The organism is Flavobacterium sp. (genome assembly GCF_044339515.1).
GTDB lineage: Bacteria > Bacteroidota > Bacteroidia > Flavobacteriales > Flavobacteriaceae > Flavobacterium.
The window spans coordinates 1-19805 of the sequence record NZ_JBIIVK010000033.1; the positions used below are offsets into that span (position 1 = coordinate 1).

General features: G+C 35.7%; 18 protein-coding genes and 1 tRNA gene. 2 read left to right on the forward strand and 17 right to left on the reverse strand.

Features of this window, described 5'->3' with window-relative positions; all coding sequences use genetic code 11:
• Nucleotides 1-308 precede the first annotated feature (308 nt).
• The 15 genes from ACIQ0M_RS09885 to mraZ all read right to left on the reverse strand — a co-directional run bounded on the left by ACIQ0M_RS09885 (nt 309) and on the right by mraZ (nt 16704).
• Nucleotides 309-382 (reverse strand) — tRNA-Arg (locus ACIQ0M_RS09885).
• Between the two features lie 39 nt (nt 383-421).
• Complete coding sequence (locus ACIQ0M_RS09890) at nt 422-871, reverse strand: GatB/YqeY domain-containing protein (RefSeq protein ID WP_396151752.1); 450 nt, start codon at nt 869-871, stop codon at nt 422-424.
• Between the two features lie 120 nt (nt 872-991).
• Nucleotides 992-2923, reverse strand: a complete 1932-nt coding sequence (gene ftsZ, locus ACIQ0M_RS09895; RefSeq protein WP_396151754.1) for a cell division protein FtsZ — start codon at nt 2921-2923, stop codon at nt 992-994.
• Nucleotides 2924-2976: 53 nt separating this feature from the next.
• Nucleotides 2977-4338: a cell division protein FtsA gene (gene ftsA / locus ACIQ0M_RS09900; RefSeq protein WP_396151756.1), complete on the reverse strand. Its 1362-nt coding sequence runs from the start codon at nt 4336-4338 to the stop codon at nt 2977-2979.
• A gap of 6 nt (nt 4339-4344) precedes the next feature.
• Entirely contained in the window at nt 4345-5070 is a 726-nt protein-coding gene (locus ACIQ0M_RS09905; protein WP_396151758.1) for a cell division protein FtsQ/DivIB, read from the reverse strand.
• Nucleotides 5054-6406, reverse strand: coding sequence for a UDP-N-acetylmuramate--L-alanine ligase (murC, locus tag ACIQ0M_RS09910; RefSeq protein ID WP_396151760.1), 1353 nt, complete (start codon nt 6404-6406; stop codon nt 5054-5056). Before murC ends, ACIQ0M_RS09905 begins: the two co-directional genes overlap by 17 nt.
• Nucleotides 6407-6454: 48 nt before the next feature.
• Nucleotides 6455-7549, reverse strand: a complete 1095-nt coding sequence (gene murG, locus ACIQ0M_RS09915; protein WP_396151762.1) for an undecaprenyldiphospho-muramoylpentapeptide beta-N-acetylglucosaminyltransferase — start codon at nt 7547-7549, stop codon at nt 6455-6457.
• A 1-nt stretch (nt 7550) separates the two neighbouring features.
• Nucleotides 7551-8861, reverse strand: a complete 1311-nt coding sequence (locus ACIQ0M_RS09920; protein WP_396151764.1) for an FtsW/RodA/SpoVE family cell cycle protein — start codon at nt 8859-8861, stop codon at nt 7551-7553.
• Nucleotides 8862-8986: 125 nt separating this feature from the next.
• Nucleotides 8987-10318, reverse strand: a complete 1332-nt coding sequence (gene murD / locus ACIQ0M_RS09925) for a UDP-N-acetylmuramoyl-L-alanine--D-glutamate ligase (protein ID WP_396151766.1) — start codon at nt 10316-10318, stop codon at nt 8987-8989.
• Nucleotides 10318-11547 (reverse strand): phospho-N-acetylmuramoyl-pentapeptide-transferase, encoded by a 1230-nt coding sequence (gene mraY, locus ACIQ0M_RS09930; protein WP_396151768.1) that lies wholly within the window; start codon nt 11545-11547, stop codon nt 10318-10320. The genes murD and mraY overlap by 1 nt, the downstream gene beginning before the upstream one ends.
• Before the next feature lie 7 nt (nt 11548-11554).
• Nucleotides 11555-13018 (reverse strand): UDP-N-acetylmuramoyl-L-alanyl-D-glutamate--2,6-diaminopimelate ligase, encoded by a 1464-nt coding sequence (locus tag ACIQ0M_RS09935; protein WP_396151770.1) that lies wholly within the window; start codon nt 13016-13018, stop codon nt 11555-11557.
• Nucleotides 13015-15009 carry a penicillin-binding protein gene (locus ACIQ0M_RS09940; RefSeq protein ID WP_396151772.1) on the reverse strand — a complete coding sequence of 665 codons (1995 nt, stop codon included), beginning with the start codon at nt 15007-15009 and terminating at the stop codon, nt 13015-13017. Before ACIQ0M_RS09940 ends, ACIQ0M_RS09935 begins: the two co-directional genes overlap by 4 nt.
• Nucleotides 15000-15347 (reverse strand): FtsL-like putative cell division protein, encoded by a 348-nt coding sequence (locus tag ACIQ0M_RS09945; RefSeq protein WP_396151774.1) that lies wholly within the window; start codon nt 15345-15347, stop codon nt 15000-15002. Before ACIQ0M_RS09945 ends, ACIQ0M_RS09940 begins: the two co-directional genes overlap by 10 nt.
• Nucleotides 15348-16256 (reverse strand): 16S rRNA (cytosine(1402)-N(4))-methyltransferase RsmH, encoded by a 909-nt coding sequence (gene rsmH / locus ACIQ0M_RS09950; RefSeq protein ID WP_396151775.1) that lies wholly within the window; start codon nt 16254-16256, stop codon nt 15348-15350.
• Entirely contained in the window at nt 16231-16704 is a 474-nt protein-coding gene (gene mraZ, locus ACIQ0M_RS09955; protein ID WP_396151777.1) for a division/cell wall cluster transcriptional repressor MraZ, read from the reverse strand. The genes rsmH and mraZ overlap by 26 nt, the downstream gene beginning before the upstream one ends.
• Before the next feature lie 396 nt (nt 16705-17100).
• On the opposite strand from mraZ, the gene ACIQ0M_RS09960 reads away from it, so the two are divergent.
• Both ACIQ0M_RS09960 and yihA read left to right on the forward strand, forming a co-directional pair.
• Nucleotides 17101-17865 carry an alpha/beta fold hydrolase gene (locus ACIQ0M_RS09960; RefSeq protein WP_396151779.1) on the forward strand — a complete coding sequence of 255 codons (765 nt, stop codon included), beginning with the start codon at nt 17101-17103 and terminating at the stop codon, nt 17863-17865.
• 37 nt (nt 17866-17902) lie between these two features.
• On the forward strand, nt 17903-18520 hold the full coding sequence (gene yihA, locus ACIQ0M_RS09965; RefSeq protein WP_396151781.1) for a ribosome biogenesis GTP-binding protein YihA/YsxC: 618 nt from the start codon (nt 17903-17905) through the stop codon (nt 18518-18520).
• On the opposite strand, the gene gldC is transcribed toward yihA, so the two are convergent.
• Together gldC and gldB are read right to left on the reverse strand one after the other, a co-directional pair.
• Entirely contained in the window at nt 18517-18840 is a 324-nt protein-coding gene (gldC, locus tag ACIQ0M_RS09970) for a gliding motility protein GldC (RefSeq protein WP_129465251.1), read from the reverse strand. The genes yihA and gldC overlap by 4 nt on opposite strands.
• A gap of 8 nt (nt 18841-18848) precedes the next feature.
• Entirely contained in the window at nt 18849-19805 is a 957-nt protein-coding gene (gene gldB / locus ACIQ0M_RS09975; protein ID WP_396151783.1) for a gliding motility lipoprotein GldB, read from the reverse strand.

Below are 19805 nucleotides of genomic sequence, written 5' to 3' on the forward strand. Positions count from 1 at the left end.
ATTTCTTGAACAATTTGAAGCTTTAAAGACATTGAGTAGTCTTTCTGGGTTCGCTTAACATAGCGATTTTCTTGAAGGTTTTCCATAACGATGAAGTTTGTGTATCGCTATTTCAGGACAAGACAAATTATCTTGAAAAAATTATTGATAAAAAAACGTTATTCAATTCAATTTGGAATATGCTTTCTTATTGTTCTCCACAGGATTGCTTCCAGCCATCCCTCAAAGCTCCGCTTTGAAAAACCAATAGGACGAATAAAATTCTCAAGCAAGCTTGGAAATTTTATTCGTCCTATTGGTTTTATTCGTGACCGCGAAGGGATTCGAACCCCCAACCCTCAGAGCCGAAATCTGATATTCTATCCAGTTGAACTACGCAGCCATTTTGTATTTTCGGAGTGCGAATCTACAATAATTTATGTTATGCTAAAAGCTTTTTTACAATTGTTGAAATTGTTTTTCCGTCTGCACTTCCGGCTAATTTTTTAGAAGCTATTCCCATTAATTGACCCATTGCTGCCATACCAGAAAATCCATTTTCTGCAATGATTTGACTAACAACTGCTTCCACTTCTGCTTCACTTAATTGTTTGGGTAAAAACTTTTCGATAATTGCGGCTTGTTTAACTTCCGGTTCAGCCAAATCTGCCCTACCTTGCTGCTCATATATTGCCGCACTGTCTTTACGTTGTTTAACTAAACGTTTCAACAATTTAATTTCATCTTCTTGAGCTAACTCCTCTTTTGCTCCGCCTTCTGTTAACGCTAACAAAATAGCCGATTTTACAGCTCGTAATGCTTCTAATGCTAACGTGTCTTTGGCACGCATTGCATTTTTAATTTCTTCATTAATTTGGCTTTGCAGACTCATGTTTATATTTTTTAAAAAAGATTACTTTTAAAACTCGCTTTTAACGGAATGCAAAGATAAAAAAAATAACCCGAAAACCATGTGCTGATTTTCGGGCTAAAAAGGATTTGTTTGAGTTAGTTAATCCACATTATCGTGTAGAAAAGAATTGTTTGATCGCAATTGAGCATCATTATTACTATCCGTTCCTAACGAAGTTTTAGATTGATTATTTATAGGTGAATTTGTTGGTAAATCCACTCCCATTCTTTTGTAAGCCGGTACTTTTTCCATCTCATCCAAACGAGACGAATTGTTATGAAACTTATAATTGAATTCTTTTAATTTTTTTCTTCTTTCATCGGCACGCATTTTTAACGTCTCCTCGATGGTTAACTCTGTTATAGGATTGATTTCATCAAATGAAGGTGAAAAAGCAGAAGGTGTTTCAACTTTTTTCATCGTAATATTCATTTCTTCATTGATTGGCTCTTCTACCACATTTACAATTGGTTTAGAATTCAACAATTCGGATTCCACTTCCATGTATTCTTCCAAAGAATAACGCACTACGCCGGTTTCATTCACTTCGGTCATTGGAATAACCTGCTTTGGTTCATTCACAATGATTTCGTTTGTAGCAATTGGGTCAAGTTCAAAAAACACTGTTTTTTCTGCTTCTGCTTCAACCTTTTTTTCAATTGATAAATCAAAAGACAAGGTTACTTGTTCCTTTTCAACAATCACAAATTCAGGATCTTTGACGATTATCTCGCGAACTTCCTGCGTTGTAGCAAACAAATGATTATCCGAAAAAGGCGAAACAATTTCGTAAGCAACATCAATATTCTTGATAAAATCGGTTGTTGGAATTAAGTCTGAAACCATTTTAGGTTCAATAACTTCTAATTCTTCAATCAATTCAAAAACAATTTTGTCTTCTGAAACAGCTTTTGGTGTTTCTTTTTCAAAGGAAACTTCTGTCATTGGAGCCACCGCTTTTTGACTCAAATCGATCGTATTGGTTTGATTCTCTTCTAACGAATGAATTATTTTTTTAGGCTCAGCATTCACGATCTCTTTCTGCTGTTCCACATTAAAACCCGTAGCAATGATGGTTACGGCGATAGAATCACCTAATGAATCATCTTCACCAACTCCCATAATAATGTTAGCATTGTAACCTGCCTCCGCTTGAATATGGTCGTTAATTTCACCGATTTCGTCAATCGTAATTTCAGTTGAACCCGAAACGATAAGCAACAATACGTTTTTGGCTCCTGTAATTTTATTGTCGTTTAATAACGGTGAATCTAACGCAGAAACAATAGCATCTTTCGCTCTGTTTTCGCCTTCAGCGATGGCAGAACCCATGATGGCTGTTCCACTATTGGACAACACGGTTTTAGCATCTTTTAAATCGATGTTTTGTGTATAATGGTGTGTAATTACCTCTGCAATTCCACGAGAGGCAGTAGCTAATACTTCATCAGCTTTTGAAAATCCTGCTTTGAAACCAAGATTCCCGTATACTTCTCTTAATTTATTATTGTTGATAACGATAAGTGAGTCCACTTGTTTACGCAAACGTTCCACACCGGACATTGCTTGTTCGGAGCGAACTTTACCTTCAAATTGAAACGGAATGGTAACAATTCCTACCGTTAAAATATCCTTTTCTTTGGCCATTTGAGCAATTACTGGAGCAGCACCGGTTCCGGTTCCACCACCCATTCCTGCGGTGATGAAAATCATTTTGGTGTTACTGTCTAATAATTTATCAATGTCTTCCATGCTTTCCAAAGCAGATTGTTGACCTACTTCTGGATTTGCACCGGCACCTAATCCTTCGGTTAGATTTACACCCAACTGAATTTTATTAGGCACAGGACTGTTTTGAAGTGCTTGTGAGTCCGTATTACAAACAACAAAATCTACTCCTTTAATCCCTTGTTTAAACATGTGGTTGATGGCGTTACTTCCACCACCGCCAACACCAATTACTTTAATTACATTTGATTGGTTTTTAGGTAAATCAAATGAAATGCTTCCAAAATCTGAGTTGCTTATCATACTACTTGGTTTTTCTAATTCATTCTAAATTTTTCAATACTACAGAACTAGGTCTATTCCGCATTATCTAAAAATTCTTTAATCTTTTCTACATATTTATCAAAGAAAGAACGTTTGATTTTATTCTCGGTACTTTCATTTTTTGGGGCTGCTGCTTTTGGGGCTTCGGCAACAGGCTCATTTTTAGGCTCTTCAACAACTTCTTCTTTTGGAAGCGATTGTTCCATTTCAGACATCAAAATAGCACTTTTGGTGTTATTATTGATGCTGTTCATCATTAATCCGACCGCAGTAGCATATAACGGACTTGACATTTCTTCGTCAGAGTTTCCGGCCAAATGTTCATTCGGATAACCGATTCGGGTGTCCATTCCTGTGATGTATTCCACCAATTGTTTGATGTGTTTTAATTGCGAACCGCCACCTGTTAAAACAATTCCTGCAATTAGTTTCTTTTTAGGATCATCACATCCGTAGGATTTAATTTCATCAAAAACTTGTTCAATAATTTCAACTACGCGAGCATTAATTATTTTTGAAAGGTTTTTTAATGAAATTTCTTTTGGCTCACGCCCTCTCAATCCTGGAATAGAAACAATTTCGTTGTCTTTATTTTCTCCCGGCCAAGCTGATCCGAATTTAACTTTTAATAATTCAGCTTGTTTTTCAATAATTGAGCAACCTTCTTTGATATCATCCGTAATCACATTTCCACCAAAAGGAATTACAGCTGTATGACGAATGATTCCATCTTTAAAAATCGCCAAATCAGTGGTTCCTCCACCAATATCAATCAAGGCTACACCTGCTTCTTTTTCTTCTTGGCTCAAAACCGCATCGGATGAAGCAAGTGGTTCTAAGGTTAAACCGGACAATTCAATTCCAGCACTTTGAATGCATCGACCCACGTTTCGGATGGAAGCAGCATGACCCACCACTACATGAAAACTACTCTCTAATCGACCGCCATACATTCCGATAGGTTCTTTGATTTCGGCTTGACCATCGATTTTAAATTCTTGGGGTAACACATGAATAATTTCTTCGCCCGGTAGCATAGCCAATTTGTGAACCTGTCCTATCAATTGTTCAATATCTTTATCACAAATCACTTCTTCCGGGTTACTGCGGCTGATATAATCGCTGTGCTGAATACTGCGGATATGTTGACCCGCAATTCCCACTACAACGTCTTTAATCATGTAGCCCGAATTTTCTTCTGCTTCTGCAATAGCCGTTTGGATGGATTGAATAGTTTGCGTAATGTTGTTAACCACTCCTCTGTGAACACCCAAACTTTTGGATTTTCCCACACCTAAGATTTCGAGTTTGCCATACTCGTTTTTACGACCAATCATGGCCACAATTTTTGTGGTACCGATGTCTAAACCTACTGCGATGTTTTCATTTTTCATGTGCTTCTATTTTGTGCAAACTACCTGTTGCGTGAACTTCAGATTTATTAATTGGTAACCGTGAATGGAACTGTCTTGAACAGCTTTTTGAAAAAAGGCTTTGTAATTCCTAAATTTCTTTTCCATGTTGATGGTTTTTCCAAAATCGATATCGTAATTAAAATTTCTATTCTTCATTTTCAAGCTACCGGACGGCAAAACTTGAATGCCAATGATATTTTTTTTCAAAAACTCATCGTCGTGAATCATTCGAAATAATTTGTTTAAATCGTCTCTATTTTTGTCGTTTATCCCCCCCGAAACAAGCGGAACACGTGCAGTATGAATAGTTGACAACGGCATTTTAGTTCCTTTATAATCAATATAATACGAACCACTTCCTTCAAATATTCTGGCAACTGGTGTCTTCTGCTTGACAACTGCTTTTAAATGACCATCTACACTCACGAAAACTTCTGCTTTTTCAACCATGTCGTGCTGATTGATGGTATTTTCCAAATTATTCAAATCTAAAGCAACTTTCCGTATGCTGGAAGCATCTTTTTTATTTTCTATTAACAATTTATTAACCGTTTCATGTGTAATAAAAAGTTGCTCGCCATCCTGAAATTCTACGGTAGCATTTTGTAATTTCCTGTTGTCATTTCTTTTGGAAGTAAATGCATATAAAAAAGCCAAAAGCATGACTATCAGAACTAAACGCAAGTTTGTCCAGTTAAAATACTTTTTCATTTAGTCGCTCTTTTATTGGTTTAACTAATTCACCTATATCACCTGCTCCGATGGTTACAATTACGGTTGCATCAGAGGCTAAAATTGCCTCTATTAAATTATTTTTCGACACTAATTTTTTGGTTGGATTCTCAATTTTTGACAATAACCATTCCGAGGTAATGCCTAGCATGGGAAGTTCTCTGGCCGGATAAATATCCAATAAAATGACTTCATCAAACTGCGAAAGACTTTTAGCAAAATCATCGGCAAAATCTTTCGTTCTACTGAACAAATGCGGTTGAAAAACAGCCAACACTTTTTGTAGGGGATACAATTCTCTAACGGCTTGGTGAACCGCATTTATTTCAGTAGGATGATGTGCATAATCATCAATAAAAACCAATTTTTCTGTTTTAATTTGATAGGAAAAACGTCTTTTAATTCCGTTGAATGTACTCAAAGCTCTGGCAATACCGTCGGTTGGGGATCCATATGTTTTAGCCATCGCCAAAGCCATGAGAGCATTCATTAAATTGTGTCTTCCCGGCAAATTGAAATGTATATTTTTAATTGTTTCCGATGGTGTTTTTACATCAAAAACATAAGCACTATTTTCTATTCTAATATTAAAGGCGGTAAAATCGGCCTCCTCTTCAATGGCAATTTTCATTCCTTTGAGTGGTAAACTTTTGGGCGTGAAAAGCAATTTTTTATCTTCTACTTTATCAGCAAATTCAACAAATGTTGCTTCAATTTCATCTGAATTTCCATAAATATCCAAATGATCGGCATCCATTGATGTCACGCATGCCATGTTTGGATGAAGATGCAAGAACGAGCGGTCAAATTCATCGGCTTCTACCACTGTAACCGTTTTTCCGTTTCCGATAAGGTTGGAATTATAATTTTCTACAATTCCGCCCAAGAAAGCAGTGACATCCACACCACATTCATACAAAATATGACCAAGAATTGAGGAAGTTGTTGTTTTTCCGTGTGTTCCGGCAACAGCAAAACAATAAGTATCTTTGGTGATTATTCCCAAGACTTCTGCTCTTTTTTTAATGACATAGCCTTTTTCTTTGAAAAAATTCCATTCGCTATGCGAAGTTGGAACAGCCGGGGTGATTATAACTAATGTGTTTTCTTTGTTAAAATGGGATGGGATTTTATCGATTGTATCATCAAAATGAATCTGCATTCCGATCGCTTCCAATTCTTTGGTCAGTTCAGTTTCGGTTTTGTCGTAGCCGGCAATTTCTTTTCCTAAGAAACTGAAATAGCGAGCAAGAGCACTCATTCCGATTCCTCCGATTCCGATGAAATAAACGTTATGGATTTGATTTAGATTCATATACCTCACCCCCAACCCCTCTCCAAAGGAGAGGGGAGTTTTAGGATTTTATTTTTTTATTAGTTTACTAATTTCTTTAACAATGTCTTGCGTTGCATTGGGTTTAGCCAATTTCCTGATTTGATTTCCTAATTCTATTTGATGATTTTCATCGTCAATTAGATGAGTAAAAACAGATTGAAATTTCCCGTCTAACTCACTTTCTTTTAACAAAATTGCTCCGTTTTTATCTACAATTGCTTTTGCGTTTTTGGTTTGATGATCTTCGGCTACGTTGGGAGACGGAATAAAAATGACCGGTTTGCCCACCAAACAAAGCTCTGAAACAGACGATGCTCCGGCACGGGAAATAATAATATCTGCCGCCGCATAAACCAAATCCATTCTGTCGATGAAGGAAACAACTTTTACATAGGACTTTTCATTAAAATGACTGTACTCGTCAAAATAAAGTTTACCACACTGCCAAATCACTTGAATATTCTGATTGGTAATAAAATCCAATTCTTTTGCAATAAGTTGATTGATTCTTCTCGAGCCTAAACTTCCTCCCAAAACCAACAAAGTCTTTTTGGTTGCATCTAAAGCGAAGTAAGTCAACGCATCCAATCGTTTATTATCAATGGAAAGCAAATCTTCTCGAACAGGATTTCCGGTTAATTTTATTTTATTTTTTGGAAAAAAGTGTTCTAAATTATCATACGCTACACAAATCACAGAAGCTCTTTTGCTCAAAATTTTATTTGTAATTCCCGGGAAAGAGTTTTGCTCTTGCACCACAATAGGAATATTCATCACAGCCGCAGCACGTAACAAAGGACCTGACGCAAAACCTCCGGTTCCTATAACCACATCCGGTTTGAATGATTTTATGATTCGTCTTGATTTTATTAAACTATCAATAACTTTTACCGGAAATAGTAGATTCTGTAAAGTGAGCTTTCGTTGTAAACCTGCAATCCACAATCCTTTTATTGGATAGCCGGCTTGCGGTACTTTTTGCATTTCCATTTTGTCTTTTGCACCAACAAACAAAATTTCGCAATCGGGAAATTGAGCCTTTAATTCATTGGCAATAGCAATCGCCGGGTAGATATGTCCACCGGTTCCGCCACCACTTAGTATGAATTTAAAACTGCTCATCTTAACTTTTGTTTAAAACTGCATTCATCGGATTATCTTCGATAGAAAAATCTTCCTCTTTCTGTTCTTCAGATTTTATCAAAGACTCTTCATCTTCTTTCAATTGCTTATCAATCATTTTTTGAAGAGCGGTATCACGCATGGCTTTTTCTTTATTTTCGGCAGCAATTTCCTCTTCTTTTTTGGTCACATTGATGATGATTCCCAACGCCAAACAAGTTACCCAAATTGAACTTCCTCCACTACTAATTAGTGGTAACGTTTGTCCGGTTGTTGGTAATAATTCTACTGCAACTCCCATATTAATCATCGCTTGAAACACGATGGGAAAACCGAGTCCGACGACGACTAATTTTCCGAATAAAGTATTGGCTTTGTGGGCGGCAATTACTATTCTAAAAAACAGCAAAAGATAAATTCCAAGAATTGCTAATCCGCCGGCTAATCCAAATTCTTCAACAATAATGGCATAAATAAAATCGGAAGAAGATTGGGGTAAAAAGTTTTTCTGAACGCTTTTTCCCGGTCCTAATCCATAAACTCCACCGGTTGCGATAGCTGTTTTGGCTCTTTCAATTTGATAGACTTCATCCGGATCTTGTACGTCATCATTGAAAAATCGTTCGATACGGGCTTCCCATGTATTGACACGAGTTGTTAACGGATTTGGAAATGCTTTGGCTATCAGAATAAAAAATGCCAATGATACAATTCCTATTCCCAACACAGCTCCAATATATTTTAACGGATACTTTCCGATGAAGACCAACATTAGAACCATTGAAAAAATTAATGCGGCTGTTGAAAAGTTAGCCGGTAGAATAAACATCAATGTAATTCCGACCGGAAGCCATAAATCAATGAATGACGATTTAAATGTGAGTGGTTCTTCTCTGGTTTTTGATAAATAACGAGCTACAAAAATCATCAACACAATAAACGCTAAAGTAGAAGGTTGAAACGAAATTCCAACAAAAGGCACTTGAATCCATCGACTTGCATTTGCTCCAGCAATTACCGTTCCCTTAAATAGAGTATAACCAAGCAATAGCCAAATAAAAGGCAATAAAATTCTAGAAATGCTTCTGAAATAATGGTACGGAATTTTATGAATTCGGTATATAATGAAAAATCCGAGAGCTACGTGTACAAGATGTTTAATCAAATAACTTACGGTATTTCCGGTGCCTTTTCCGGCATAAGCCAAATTGCTACTCGCACTAAATACAGGCATAAAAGAAAATAGTGCCAGCAAGGCAATTAATGCCCAAATGACTTTATCTCCTCTTAAACTTTTTATTAGTGCTAACATGTTTATTAATTTATTGTTGAATACTGCCTGCTTCGCAGGAGATTTCTATTTCGACTTCGTCATCCTGCGAAATGACAAAAAATTCGTTATTCTATTTCAACTTCTTTCTTCCATCTCCCAACTCCCTACAAATTCCGAACTGCTTGCTTGAATTGTCTACCTCTGTCTTCATAATTTTCAAACAAATCGAAACTGGCACAAGCCGGTGATAATAAAACCGTATCGCCTTTTTCGGTTAAATGTTGAGCTGTTCGAACGGCATCGCTCATAGACGTAACTTCCACCATTACATCAACAACATTTCCAAAAGCATCGATAATTTTTTTATTATCAACACCTAGACAAATAATGGCTTTTACTTTTTCACGAACCAACGACATTAATTCTGAATAATCATTTCCTTTATCAACTCCACCAACAATCCAAACAGTTGGTGTGGACATGCTGTCTAGAGCAAAAAATGTAGCATTTACATTGGTTGCTTTACTATCGTTTATGTATTGCACATTTTGAATTTTCAATACACGCTCCAAACGATGTTCAACACCTTGAAAATTGGACAAACTCTCTCTGATGGTCTGCTTTCTAATTCGCATCAGTTGAGCCACAGAAGTTGCTGCCATTGCGTTTTTCATGTTGTGTTTGCCTTCCAAAGCCATTGTTTTGGTTTCCATTGTAAATTCTTCTTCGTTGATGTACATTTCCATAGTGTCGTTGTTTATAAATCCCCCCATTTGGTGCTTTTTATTAAGCGAAAATGGAATTAATTGTGCTTTTGTTTTGTTGTTTTTTAACCAATTTGTTGTTGCTTCATCATCTGCATCATAAATCAAATAATCATCTTCGGTTTGATTCATTGTTATTCTGAATTTTGACTCGATATAGTTCTCATACACATATTCATATCTGTCCAAATGATCTGGACTAATGTTGGTAAGAATAGCGATATGCGGTTTATAGTTAATGATGCCGTCTAGCTGAAAACTGCTTAACTCCAGCACATACACATCAAAATCCTCATCCGCCACTTGCCACGCAAAACTCTTTCCTATATTTCCAGCCAATCCCACATTTAAACCACCTGATTTAAGGAGATGGTAGGTTAACATAGTGGTTGTCGTTTTTCCATTACTTCCAGTAATTCCGATAGTGATGGCATCTGTAAATTGTGCTGCAAATTCAATTTCTGAAATCACCGGAATTTGCTTTTCATACAATTTCTTTACTATTGCCACTTTATCAGGAATTCCGGGACTCTTCATCACCACATCGGCATTCAAAATGAGGTCTTCGGTGTGCTTTTCATCTTCCCAATCAATTTCATTAAGCAACAGAACTTCTTTGTAATTATCTTTTATTTTACCAAAATCGGATAGAAAAACATCATATCCTTTTTTCTTTCCTAAAATGGCGGTTCCCACCCCACTTTCTCCTCCGCCAAGCACTACCAATCGCATTATCTTAGTTTTAAGGTTACGATGGATAATATGGCCAACAATATGCCAACAATCCAGAATCGGGTTACAATCTTACTTTCGTGATAGCCTTTTTTCTGGTAATGATGGTGCAAGGGCGACATGAGAAAAATTCGTCTTCCTTCGCCGAATTTCTTTTTGGTGTATTTAAAGTAGCTTACTTGCAACACTACTGATAAATTTTCGGCTAAGAAGATTCCGCAGATAACCGGAATTAGTAATTCTTTTCGAATGGCGATGGCGATTACGGCAATAATTCCCCCAATGGTTAAACTACCTGTGTCACCCATAAAAACGGCTGCCGGATAACTGTTGTACCATAAAAATCCTATGAGTGAACCCACAAACGCGGAGATAAACACGGTCATTTCACCTGAATTCGGGATGTACATAATATTGAGGTAATTAGAGAAAATGATATTACCAGAAACGAATGTAAAAATGCCTAATGTCAGCACTGAAATAGCGGAAGTTCCGGCGGCAAGACCATCAATCCCATCCGTCAAATTGGCACCATTTGAAACGGCTGTGATGATAAAAATGACTATCGGAATAAAAATCAACCAAGCCCATGTTTCGTAACCATCGCCTAAAAACGACAACAAATCGGCATAATCAAATTCATTATTTTTAAAGAAAGGAATTGTGGTTGCTGTTGATTTTTCTTCCAATGGAATAGAAGAAATCATTGTTTCGGTATTTTGTTGTAAAATGTTTGTTCGTTGTGTATCTTTCCTTACGGTTACACCCGGATTAAAATACAATACAGAACCCACTATCAAGCCTAAACCAACCTGACCAATAACTTTAAATTTACCTTTTAAACCTTGTTTATCCTTTTTAAAAATCTTGATATAATCATCAATAAAACCGATTGTTCCCATCCAAAGTGTAGTCACAATTAATAGTATGATGTAAATGTTATCTAATTTTGCCAACAAAATAACAGGAATTAAGGTAGCCATTATGATAATGAGACCGCCCATGGTTGGTGTTCCTGCTTTTTGCGTTTGTCCTTCTAAACCAAGTTCACGAACAGTTTCGCCTACTTGTTGATTACGAAGAAAATTAATTACTCTTTTTCCATAAATCGTAGAAAGTAAAAGCGACAAAAGAACCGCCAAACCGGAACGAAACGTAATGTATTGAAAAACTCCTGTTCCGGGAACATCGAGTGTTTTGTTTAAATATTCAAATAAATAATACAGCATATCGGTTCTATTGGTTTCGTTCGTCTAATAGTTCTTTTACGGTTTCCATGTCGTCAAAATGATGACGAACTCCTTTGATTTCCTGATAAGTTTCATGACCTTTTCCGGCAATCAGAATAATATCGTTTGGTTTTGCCAATTGGCATGCTAATTTGATGGCTTGTTTTCTATCTAAAATGGATAATGTTTTACGATGATTTTGTGGCTCAACTCCTTTTTCCATATCCATTAAAATATCGGTTGGATCTTCATCTCTTGGATTATCAGAGGTTAGAATCACTTTATTGCTCATTGTGGAGGCAATGTTCGCCATGATGGGTCGCTTTGTTTTATCTCTGTTTCCTCCGCAGCCAACCACTGTGATTAATTGTTCGTTTTTGGTTCGAATGTCATTGATAGTTCCTAATACATTTTCCAATGCATCGGGTGTGTGAGCATAATCCACAATGGCGGTAATTTTATCCTCTGAAACGATGAATTGAAATCGTCCCGAAACACTTTCCAGTTCAGATAATAATCGAAGAACTTCTAGACTATCCAAACCTAATTCAACAGCAGTTCCATATATTGCCAACAAATTATAAGCATTAAAAGTTCCAATCAATTTGACCCAAACTTCGTTTCCGTTAATTTTTAATAATAATCCGCTTAACTGATTTTCTAAAATGGAAGCCTTGTAATCAGCATACGATTTTAGAGCGTAGGTTAATTTCTTTGCCTTTGTGTTTTGCAACATCAAAGTGCCGTTTTTATCATCTATATTCGTTAACACAAAAGCCGTTTTAGGCAAATAATCAAAGAATGATTTTTTTACATCTCTGTATTCGGCAAAAGAACTATGATAGTCTAAATGATCATGGGAAAGATTGGTGAAAATTCCTCCAGAAAAAATTAAACCTTCCGTTCTTTTTTGATGAATTCCGTGTGAGCTGACTTCCATAAAACAAAACTCTACTCCTGCTTTATTCATTTCAGCCAAATAATAGTTTATGGTCAAAGAATCCGGAGTGGTATGTGTAGCAGGAAACTCTTCCTCATCAACCAAGATCTTTACGGTGGAAAGCAAACCAACTTCATAGCCTGCTTTTTTAAATAATTGATACAACAACGAAGCAATGGTTGTTTTGCCATTGGTTCCTGTAATTCCAACTAATTTTAAATTTTGAGATGGATTGTTATAATAATTCGATGCCAAAAAAGCCAATGCCAAATTGGTGTCTTTTACTTGAATATAGGTTACGCCATTGACTATTAAATCCGGAAAAGTATCACATACAATTACTGCCGCACCCTGATTAAGAGCTTTTTCGATAAAATCGTGACCGTTGGAAATGGTACCGCGAATCGCCACAAAAACATCATTCAACTCCACTTTTCTGGAATCAAACTCAATTTTACCAATGGCCACATCCGTTGAACCTTTCACCGCTTCAATGCTAACTTTATATAATATGTCTTTTAAGGTTATCACGATAATTCTAATATGATGGTACTATTTTTTAATAAAGGTTCTCCGGGTTGAATGGATTGTTTTTTTACTTTTCCGATTCCAATGATTTTTACTTTTATTTTTAAATTTTCTAACAAGGCAATTGCATCCATGCCGGACATTCCTTTTACGTTTGGAATTGTTTTCAAGTCTTTGGAAGAATTGGCGTAATAGGTATCATAATTTTTATCCTGAATAGGAATATTTTTCTCCAAACTTTTCACCTCGTTGGTTGAAGGAACATCGGTAAACACTTTTTGAGCAATTCGTTTAAAAACCGGTCCGGAAACATCTGCACCGTAATATCCTTTTGATTTACTGGGTTTATGTACCACAACAATACACGAATATTTTGGTTGATCTGCCGGGAAATAGCCCACAAATGAGGAAGCATAGTACAAGTTAGCCTTGTCGGAATAACCCATTTGAGCCGTTCCTGTTTTTCCTGCCATTGAAAAATCTTTGGAATACAGTTTAGAACCAGTTCCTTTTTTGACTACCTTTTCTAAAACCGCTTTTATCTTATCCAATGTTTCTTGAGAAGCTATTTTTGGATTTATTACTTCTTTATCAAACTTTTTAATGGTTTTATTCCATTCTTTAATTTCTTTTACAAATAAAGGTTTTACCATTTCACCATCATTAGCCACGGCATTATACAAGGTTAATGTTTGCAATGGTGTCATCGAAACTCCATAACCATAAGCCATCCACGGTAAAGTGGTTCCGTACCAATCTTTGTCGCCCGGTTGTGGAATTTTTGGTTTTCCTTCTCCTTTTATTTGTAAACCTAGCGGCTCATGTAATTTCATTCGTTTGATATGATCGACAAACTTCTGTGGATTACTTTTATAATTGTTATAAACCGCTTGCACTAAAACGGTATTAGATGACAATTCAAAACCTCTTCCTAGTGAAACTTTTCCGTAACCTCCTTTTTTAGAGTCACGTACTTTTCTGTTATAATAAGTGATTTCACCACCTTTTGTATCATATATATCACTTGTGTCAGCCACCTTATCTTCAAAAAGAGCAATTAAATCAATCAATTTGAATGTAGAGCCCGGTTCGTGTGATTCGGCTACCGCATAATTGACCGTTTCGGTGTAATTACCGTCTTTATCTCTTCCTAAATTAGATATGGCTTTCACTTCACCGGTTTTAGTTTCCATAACCACTACACAACCGTGTTCCGCTTCATAGTATTCTAACTGCTTTAGCAAAGCGTGGTGAGCAATATCTTGAATGTAAACATCAATAGTTGAAATAATATCATAACCATCTTGGGGTTCAACCTCGTTTTCGTCGCGTATAGGTTTCCACTGACCTTTTGCCATTTTTTGCATAAGTCGTTTTCCATCTTTCCCGTTTAGATAATCTCTAAACGCCCATTCGATTCCTTTTCCGTCAGGAGTTCCGTTTGGTCTGATTCGTTCATAACCTATGGTACGTTCTGCAACTAAACCAATAGGATGCTCGCGAACAGTTTTTTGTTCGGTAATAATTCCGCCACGATAAGCTCCTTTATTAAAAAGAGGAAAACTTTTGATTTTCATGTAGTCGGTATAGCTCAGATTTCTGGCTACCAAATAATACCGATTTCTAGTTGATCTTGCACGAAGAAATTCTGTTTTGTAAAATTGAGATGGTTTTCCTAGCAATTTTGATAACGAGTCGCAAAGCGGTTGAAGATTTTTATTGAAATCTTCTTTTTTAGGAGCCATGGCATCAAAACGAACTTTGTAATTGGGTATAGATGTTGCTAATAAACTTCCATCAGAAGAATAAATATTTCCTTTGTTTGCGGGAATTACAAAATTTTTTACACTTCGTTCTTTGGCCAACTTGCGGTAATATTCACCCTCAACCCATTGAATATTAGTTAATTTAACAGTAATCCCTATAGCCATCAAAAAGACGACTACGGCGACCAAATAAATTCGGTAAGAGATGTGTTTATCTGTTACTTCCATATTTTTTCTGTTAATGTTTTTTCTTTTGGTTTAATCACTTTTATTTTTGTTGGAGGCACGTTGGAGGGAAATATTCCTTTCTCTTCCATTTTCTTTGAAATCGTACTTTCCATTTTTAATTTCATTAATTCTGAACGACGATCTACAAATTCTGAACGTAATTCTTTAACTTCCTTATTCAACTCAACAATTCTGAATATTTTTTTTTCGTAATGATGAATATTGGCAATCATGATCATCGCTAAGGCAATTAGAAAAACGATAAATCGCCAATTTTTGACTGCATCCTGATTAACCAGAAATTTTGCTTTTAATATGTCATATATACCGGCTTTCATTTACTTTTTCTCAGCGATTCGCAATTTGGCACTACGAGCTCGGTTGTTTATTTTAATTTCAGCATTATCGGGAATAATCAACTTTCCAATGGATTTAAAAGGCACAGAATAATTCCCAAAAAAATCTCGTTCCGGCTCTCCTTCAAACAGGCCGTTTTTCATAAATCTTTTCACCAAACGATCTTCGAGAGAATGATAGGAAATGACACTTAATCTTCCACCGGGTTTAAGAATATCTAATGATTGCTCTAAAAATTCTTTCAACACTTCCATTTCTTGGTTGACTTCAATTCGAATGGCTTGATAAATCTGAGCCAAAATTTTATGACTCTTGTGAGCCGGCAAAAATCTTGAAAGAACTTGTTTTAATTGTTCTGTATTTTTGATTGGAACATCTTTTCTGGCATTTACAATAGTATTAGCAATTGCTCCAGCATTCGATAGTTCGCCAAATTCTGCAAATACTTTTTTAAGAGTAGCTTCATCATATTCATTAACCACCATAAAAGCATTTAACTCGCCTTTTTGACTCATTCGCATATCTAATTCAGCATCAAATCGGGTTGAAAAACCTCTTTCGGCTACATCAAATTGATGAGAAGAAACTCCTAAATCCGCCAAAATTCCATCTACTTCTTTGACACCATAAAATCGCAAATAGCGTTTGATGTTTCTAAAATTTTCATTAATTAATTTGAATCGTTCATCAGACAAAGCATTCACTATTGCATCTTCGTCCTGATCAAAAGCATATAGTTTTCCATTTGGTCCTAACTGACTCAAAATTTCTTTTGAATGCCCACCACCACCAAAAGTCACATCCACATAAACACCATCCGGCTTGATTGCTAAACCTTCTACGGATGTTTTTAACAAAACCGGATTATGATAGTCCATTGTCATCATCATTAACATTTCCCATTACATCTTCTGCCAAATCAGCAAAATCGATTGTAGCATCATCAATTGACTTTTCATACAAATCTTTGTCCCAAATCTCTACAATATTAACCGCTGAAGACAGCACAATATCTTTGGAAATAGAAGCAAAAACCACTAAATCTTTTGGCACCAACAAACGACCCAATGCGTCGATTTCGACCACTTTTACACCGGCAGTAAACCTTCTGATAAAATCGTTGTTCTTTTTAACAAAGCGATTCAATTTGTTGACTTTATTCATCAAAATATTCCATTCTGCCATGGGATACAATTCCAAACAAGGTTGAAAAACAGACCGCTTCAATACAAAACCATCTTGCAATGACGCAGCCAACTGCTTTTTCAAAGGAGCAGGCAAAAGCAGCCTTCCTTTGGCATCGACTTTACATTCATATGTTCCAACAATGGTATTCAATGAGTTACAATTTTGATGGTTTGATAGCAAATATAAAAACATTTTACCACAATTTACCACAAAATACCACTTTGTTAATAAGTTTTACCACTTTGCTCTTCAAAACGATTTCAAGTTAATCAACTGAATTATTGCACATTATTTAACAAACCATTTGTAATTGTATAGTTTAAAAGAAAATATGCAACAGATTAACAAAGTCACTTCAAATTTTACATGATTTTTCAAAATTCAAACAAACTGAAATAACCTAAAAAAATGTTGATAATTAACCACTTAAGCGATAGCAGGATTTTTTTTAGATATCACCCAAATTTCATTTCAAATAAACAGTACAATTCTTCTTTTTTATGGATAAAATCATATATTTGTGATGAATTGAAAGAGCTCATTTTGATGAAAGAAAACTTTAAGAAAGAAGGAAAATATACTTATTTTGAAGCCGGAGAAGGAACTCCAATTATTGTTTTACATGGTCTGATGGGTGGATTAAGTAATTTTGGTGGAGTTGCCGATTTTTTTCCAAAAAATGGATATAAAGTCGTTATCCCGGAACTTCCTTTATACACACAAAACATTTTAAAAACCAACGTAAAAGCTTTTTCAAAATTTGTGAAAGATTTTATCGTCTTTAAAGGATTTGAAAGAGTTATTTTGTTAGGAAATTCTTTAGGCGGTCATGTGGGTTTGTATCACACTAAAATGTATCCTGAGAAGGTAGCCGCAATGGTATTAACAGGAAGTTCAGGACTTTACGAAAGTGCGATGGGTGACAGTTATCCCAAAAGAGGTGATTATGAATACATTAAATTAAAAACCCAAAATGTTTTTTACAATCCCGAAATGGCTTCAAAAGAATTGGTTGATGAAGTCTTTTCAATTGTCAATGATCGCATTAAAGTCATTAAAACTTTAACCATTGCCAAAAGTGCTATTCGTCATAATATGGCGAAAGATTTGCCGAAAATGCAAACCCCAACTTGTTTGATTTGGGGGAAAGACGATAAGGTTACACCACCTGAAGTAGCCGAAGAATTCCACAAATTGCTACCCAATTCTGATTTATATTGGATTGATAAATGTGGCCACGCTGCCATGATGGAACATCCGGATGAGTTTAATAAAATCTTGTTGGAATGGTTAGAAAAAACTAAATTATAAAGAGTCCGAACGGACTTTTTTGTTTTAAATAAATACTATGAAAATTACCAGTGCCGAATTTGTGATTAGTAACTCCGAAGTGAGCAAATGCCCGAAAGACCCTCTACCGGAATATGCTTTTATTGGAAGATCAAACGTGGGGAAATCATCGTTGATAAACATGCTAACCAACCACAAAAGTTTGGCAAAAACCTCATCAAAACCAGGGAAAACACAATTGATTAATCATTTTAAAATCAACAATAATTGGTTTTTGGTTGATTTACCCGGTTATGGTTATGCGAAAGTTTCCAAAAAGTCAAAAGAAACATTTCAACAATTTGTAACCGATTATTTTGAAAAAAGAGAACAATTGGTTTGTGCTTTTGTGCTGATTGACATACGTTTGGAAGCTCAAAAAATTGATTTAGAATTTTTGACTTATTTAGGCGTAACCGAAGTTCCGTTTTGCATTATTTTTACCAAAGCGGATAAAATTGGAAAAACCAGGATCGATTCACATGTTGCTGCTTACCGAAAACAAGTTTTGGCTAGTGGTTGGGAAGAAATGCCACAACATTTTATCACTTCCGCCACAGAATCAACCGGAAAAGAGGAACTACTTTCGTTTATTGATGAAATCAATCAGGAAATGTTTAAGAACAATTCCTTTTAGCCTTTTAACTCTAATTTCTCGGCAAAATATTCGCAAAAATCTCGCATGGTGTCAGCCATTTTATCATCGGTTGTGGCACGTTGAAAAGTATCGGCCATGGCTACTAATGTTTGATGAAAGAAGATTTTCATTTCATCCACAGGCATATCCTTAGTCCATAAATCGATTCGAAGTGATTCTTTTGCTTTTGAATCCCAAACAGATAGCATAATGGCTTTGGTTTCTTGGTTTTCTACACCGCCATCTTTGGCTGTCCATTTTAACGATTCAGGCACTTTATTTTCATCTAACGTAACGTCGAATTTTATTTCAGAAGTCATCAAACTTATTATTTTTTGGGTTTATATTTTGAACGCGTAAAAATTTCTTTGGCATCCATGGCTAAAAAATCAGCCAAAGATACTTCATTATTTTTCATAAACGAGCGGACAATCTGCCATCCAATCCAAACACCTGTTCTTCCGGGAGACTCATTGTCGATTTCAAGATAGAACTTTGAAAAAGGGGCTGGTGCGATGAAACGTTGCACTAATTTGGTGTCGGAATCGTATAGAATATTATCTTCTATAAAGTATCGCCAAATTTCTCCTTCGTTTTCTTCACACCAAATTTGTTGTTCTTTTGAATAACCGATTTTATCAAAATCTTCATAGATAGGCAGAATTAAATCTTTGATATACATTTCTTTACCAAAATAAATCATTTGATCCAAAAACGTTTTTTCACGGGGCTGAGCAATCACACGTGTAGAAAAATCGGAAACCACATCGGGCATAATTTGTGAACGTTGAAAGGTTTGTTTGAAAAAATCGGGAAACTCATAAAATTTATGTTCTTTTCCTAAATATAAATCTAACGAAATCAACAAAAGACTATCTGTGTAAATCACTTTATTTTGGTAGTCCATTTCCGAAATCAATGTGGTTACTTTGGAAGGTGTTTTTTGATTGGGAAAATAAAATTTTATTCGACGGAATACTTCTTCCAATTCCTCTTGAACAGGATTGAAATTGCTATACTTTTTTTGTACTTCGTTGTACAATTCACGGTATAAAGGATCTTTCATTTTACTAATAAAAACACTATCCGGAATTTGACTGGGAAAAAAGGCCGGGTGAAGATTTTTCATTTTTTGAAAATCTTCTACCGGGGTTTCATAAAAAATTTTATCGAAGCGTTCCACCGAAAGCGAAACGGGAATTTCTTCAATTTGCTTTTCTATTTTTGATTTTTTATCACAAGAAACTAATAAAATCAACACAAAAACTACTAAAATTCTTTTCAT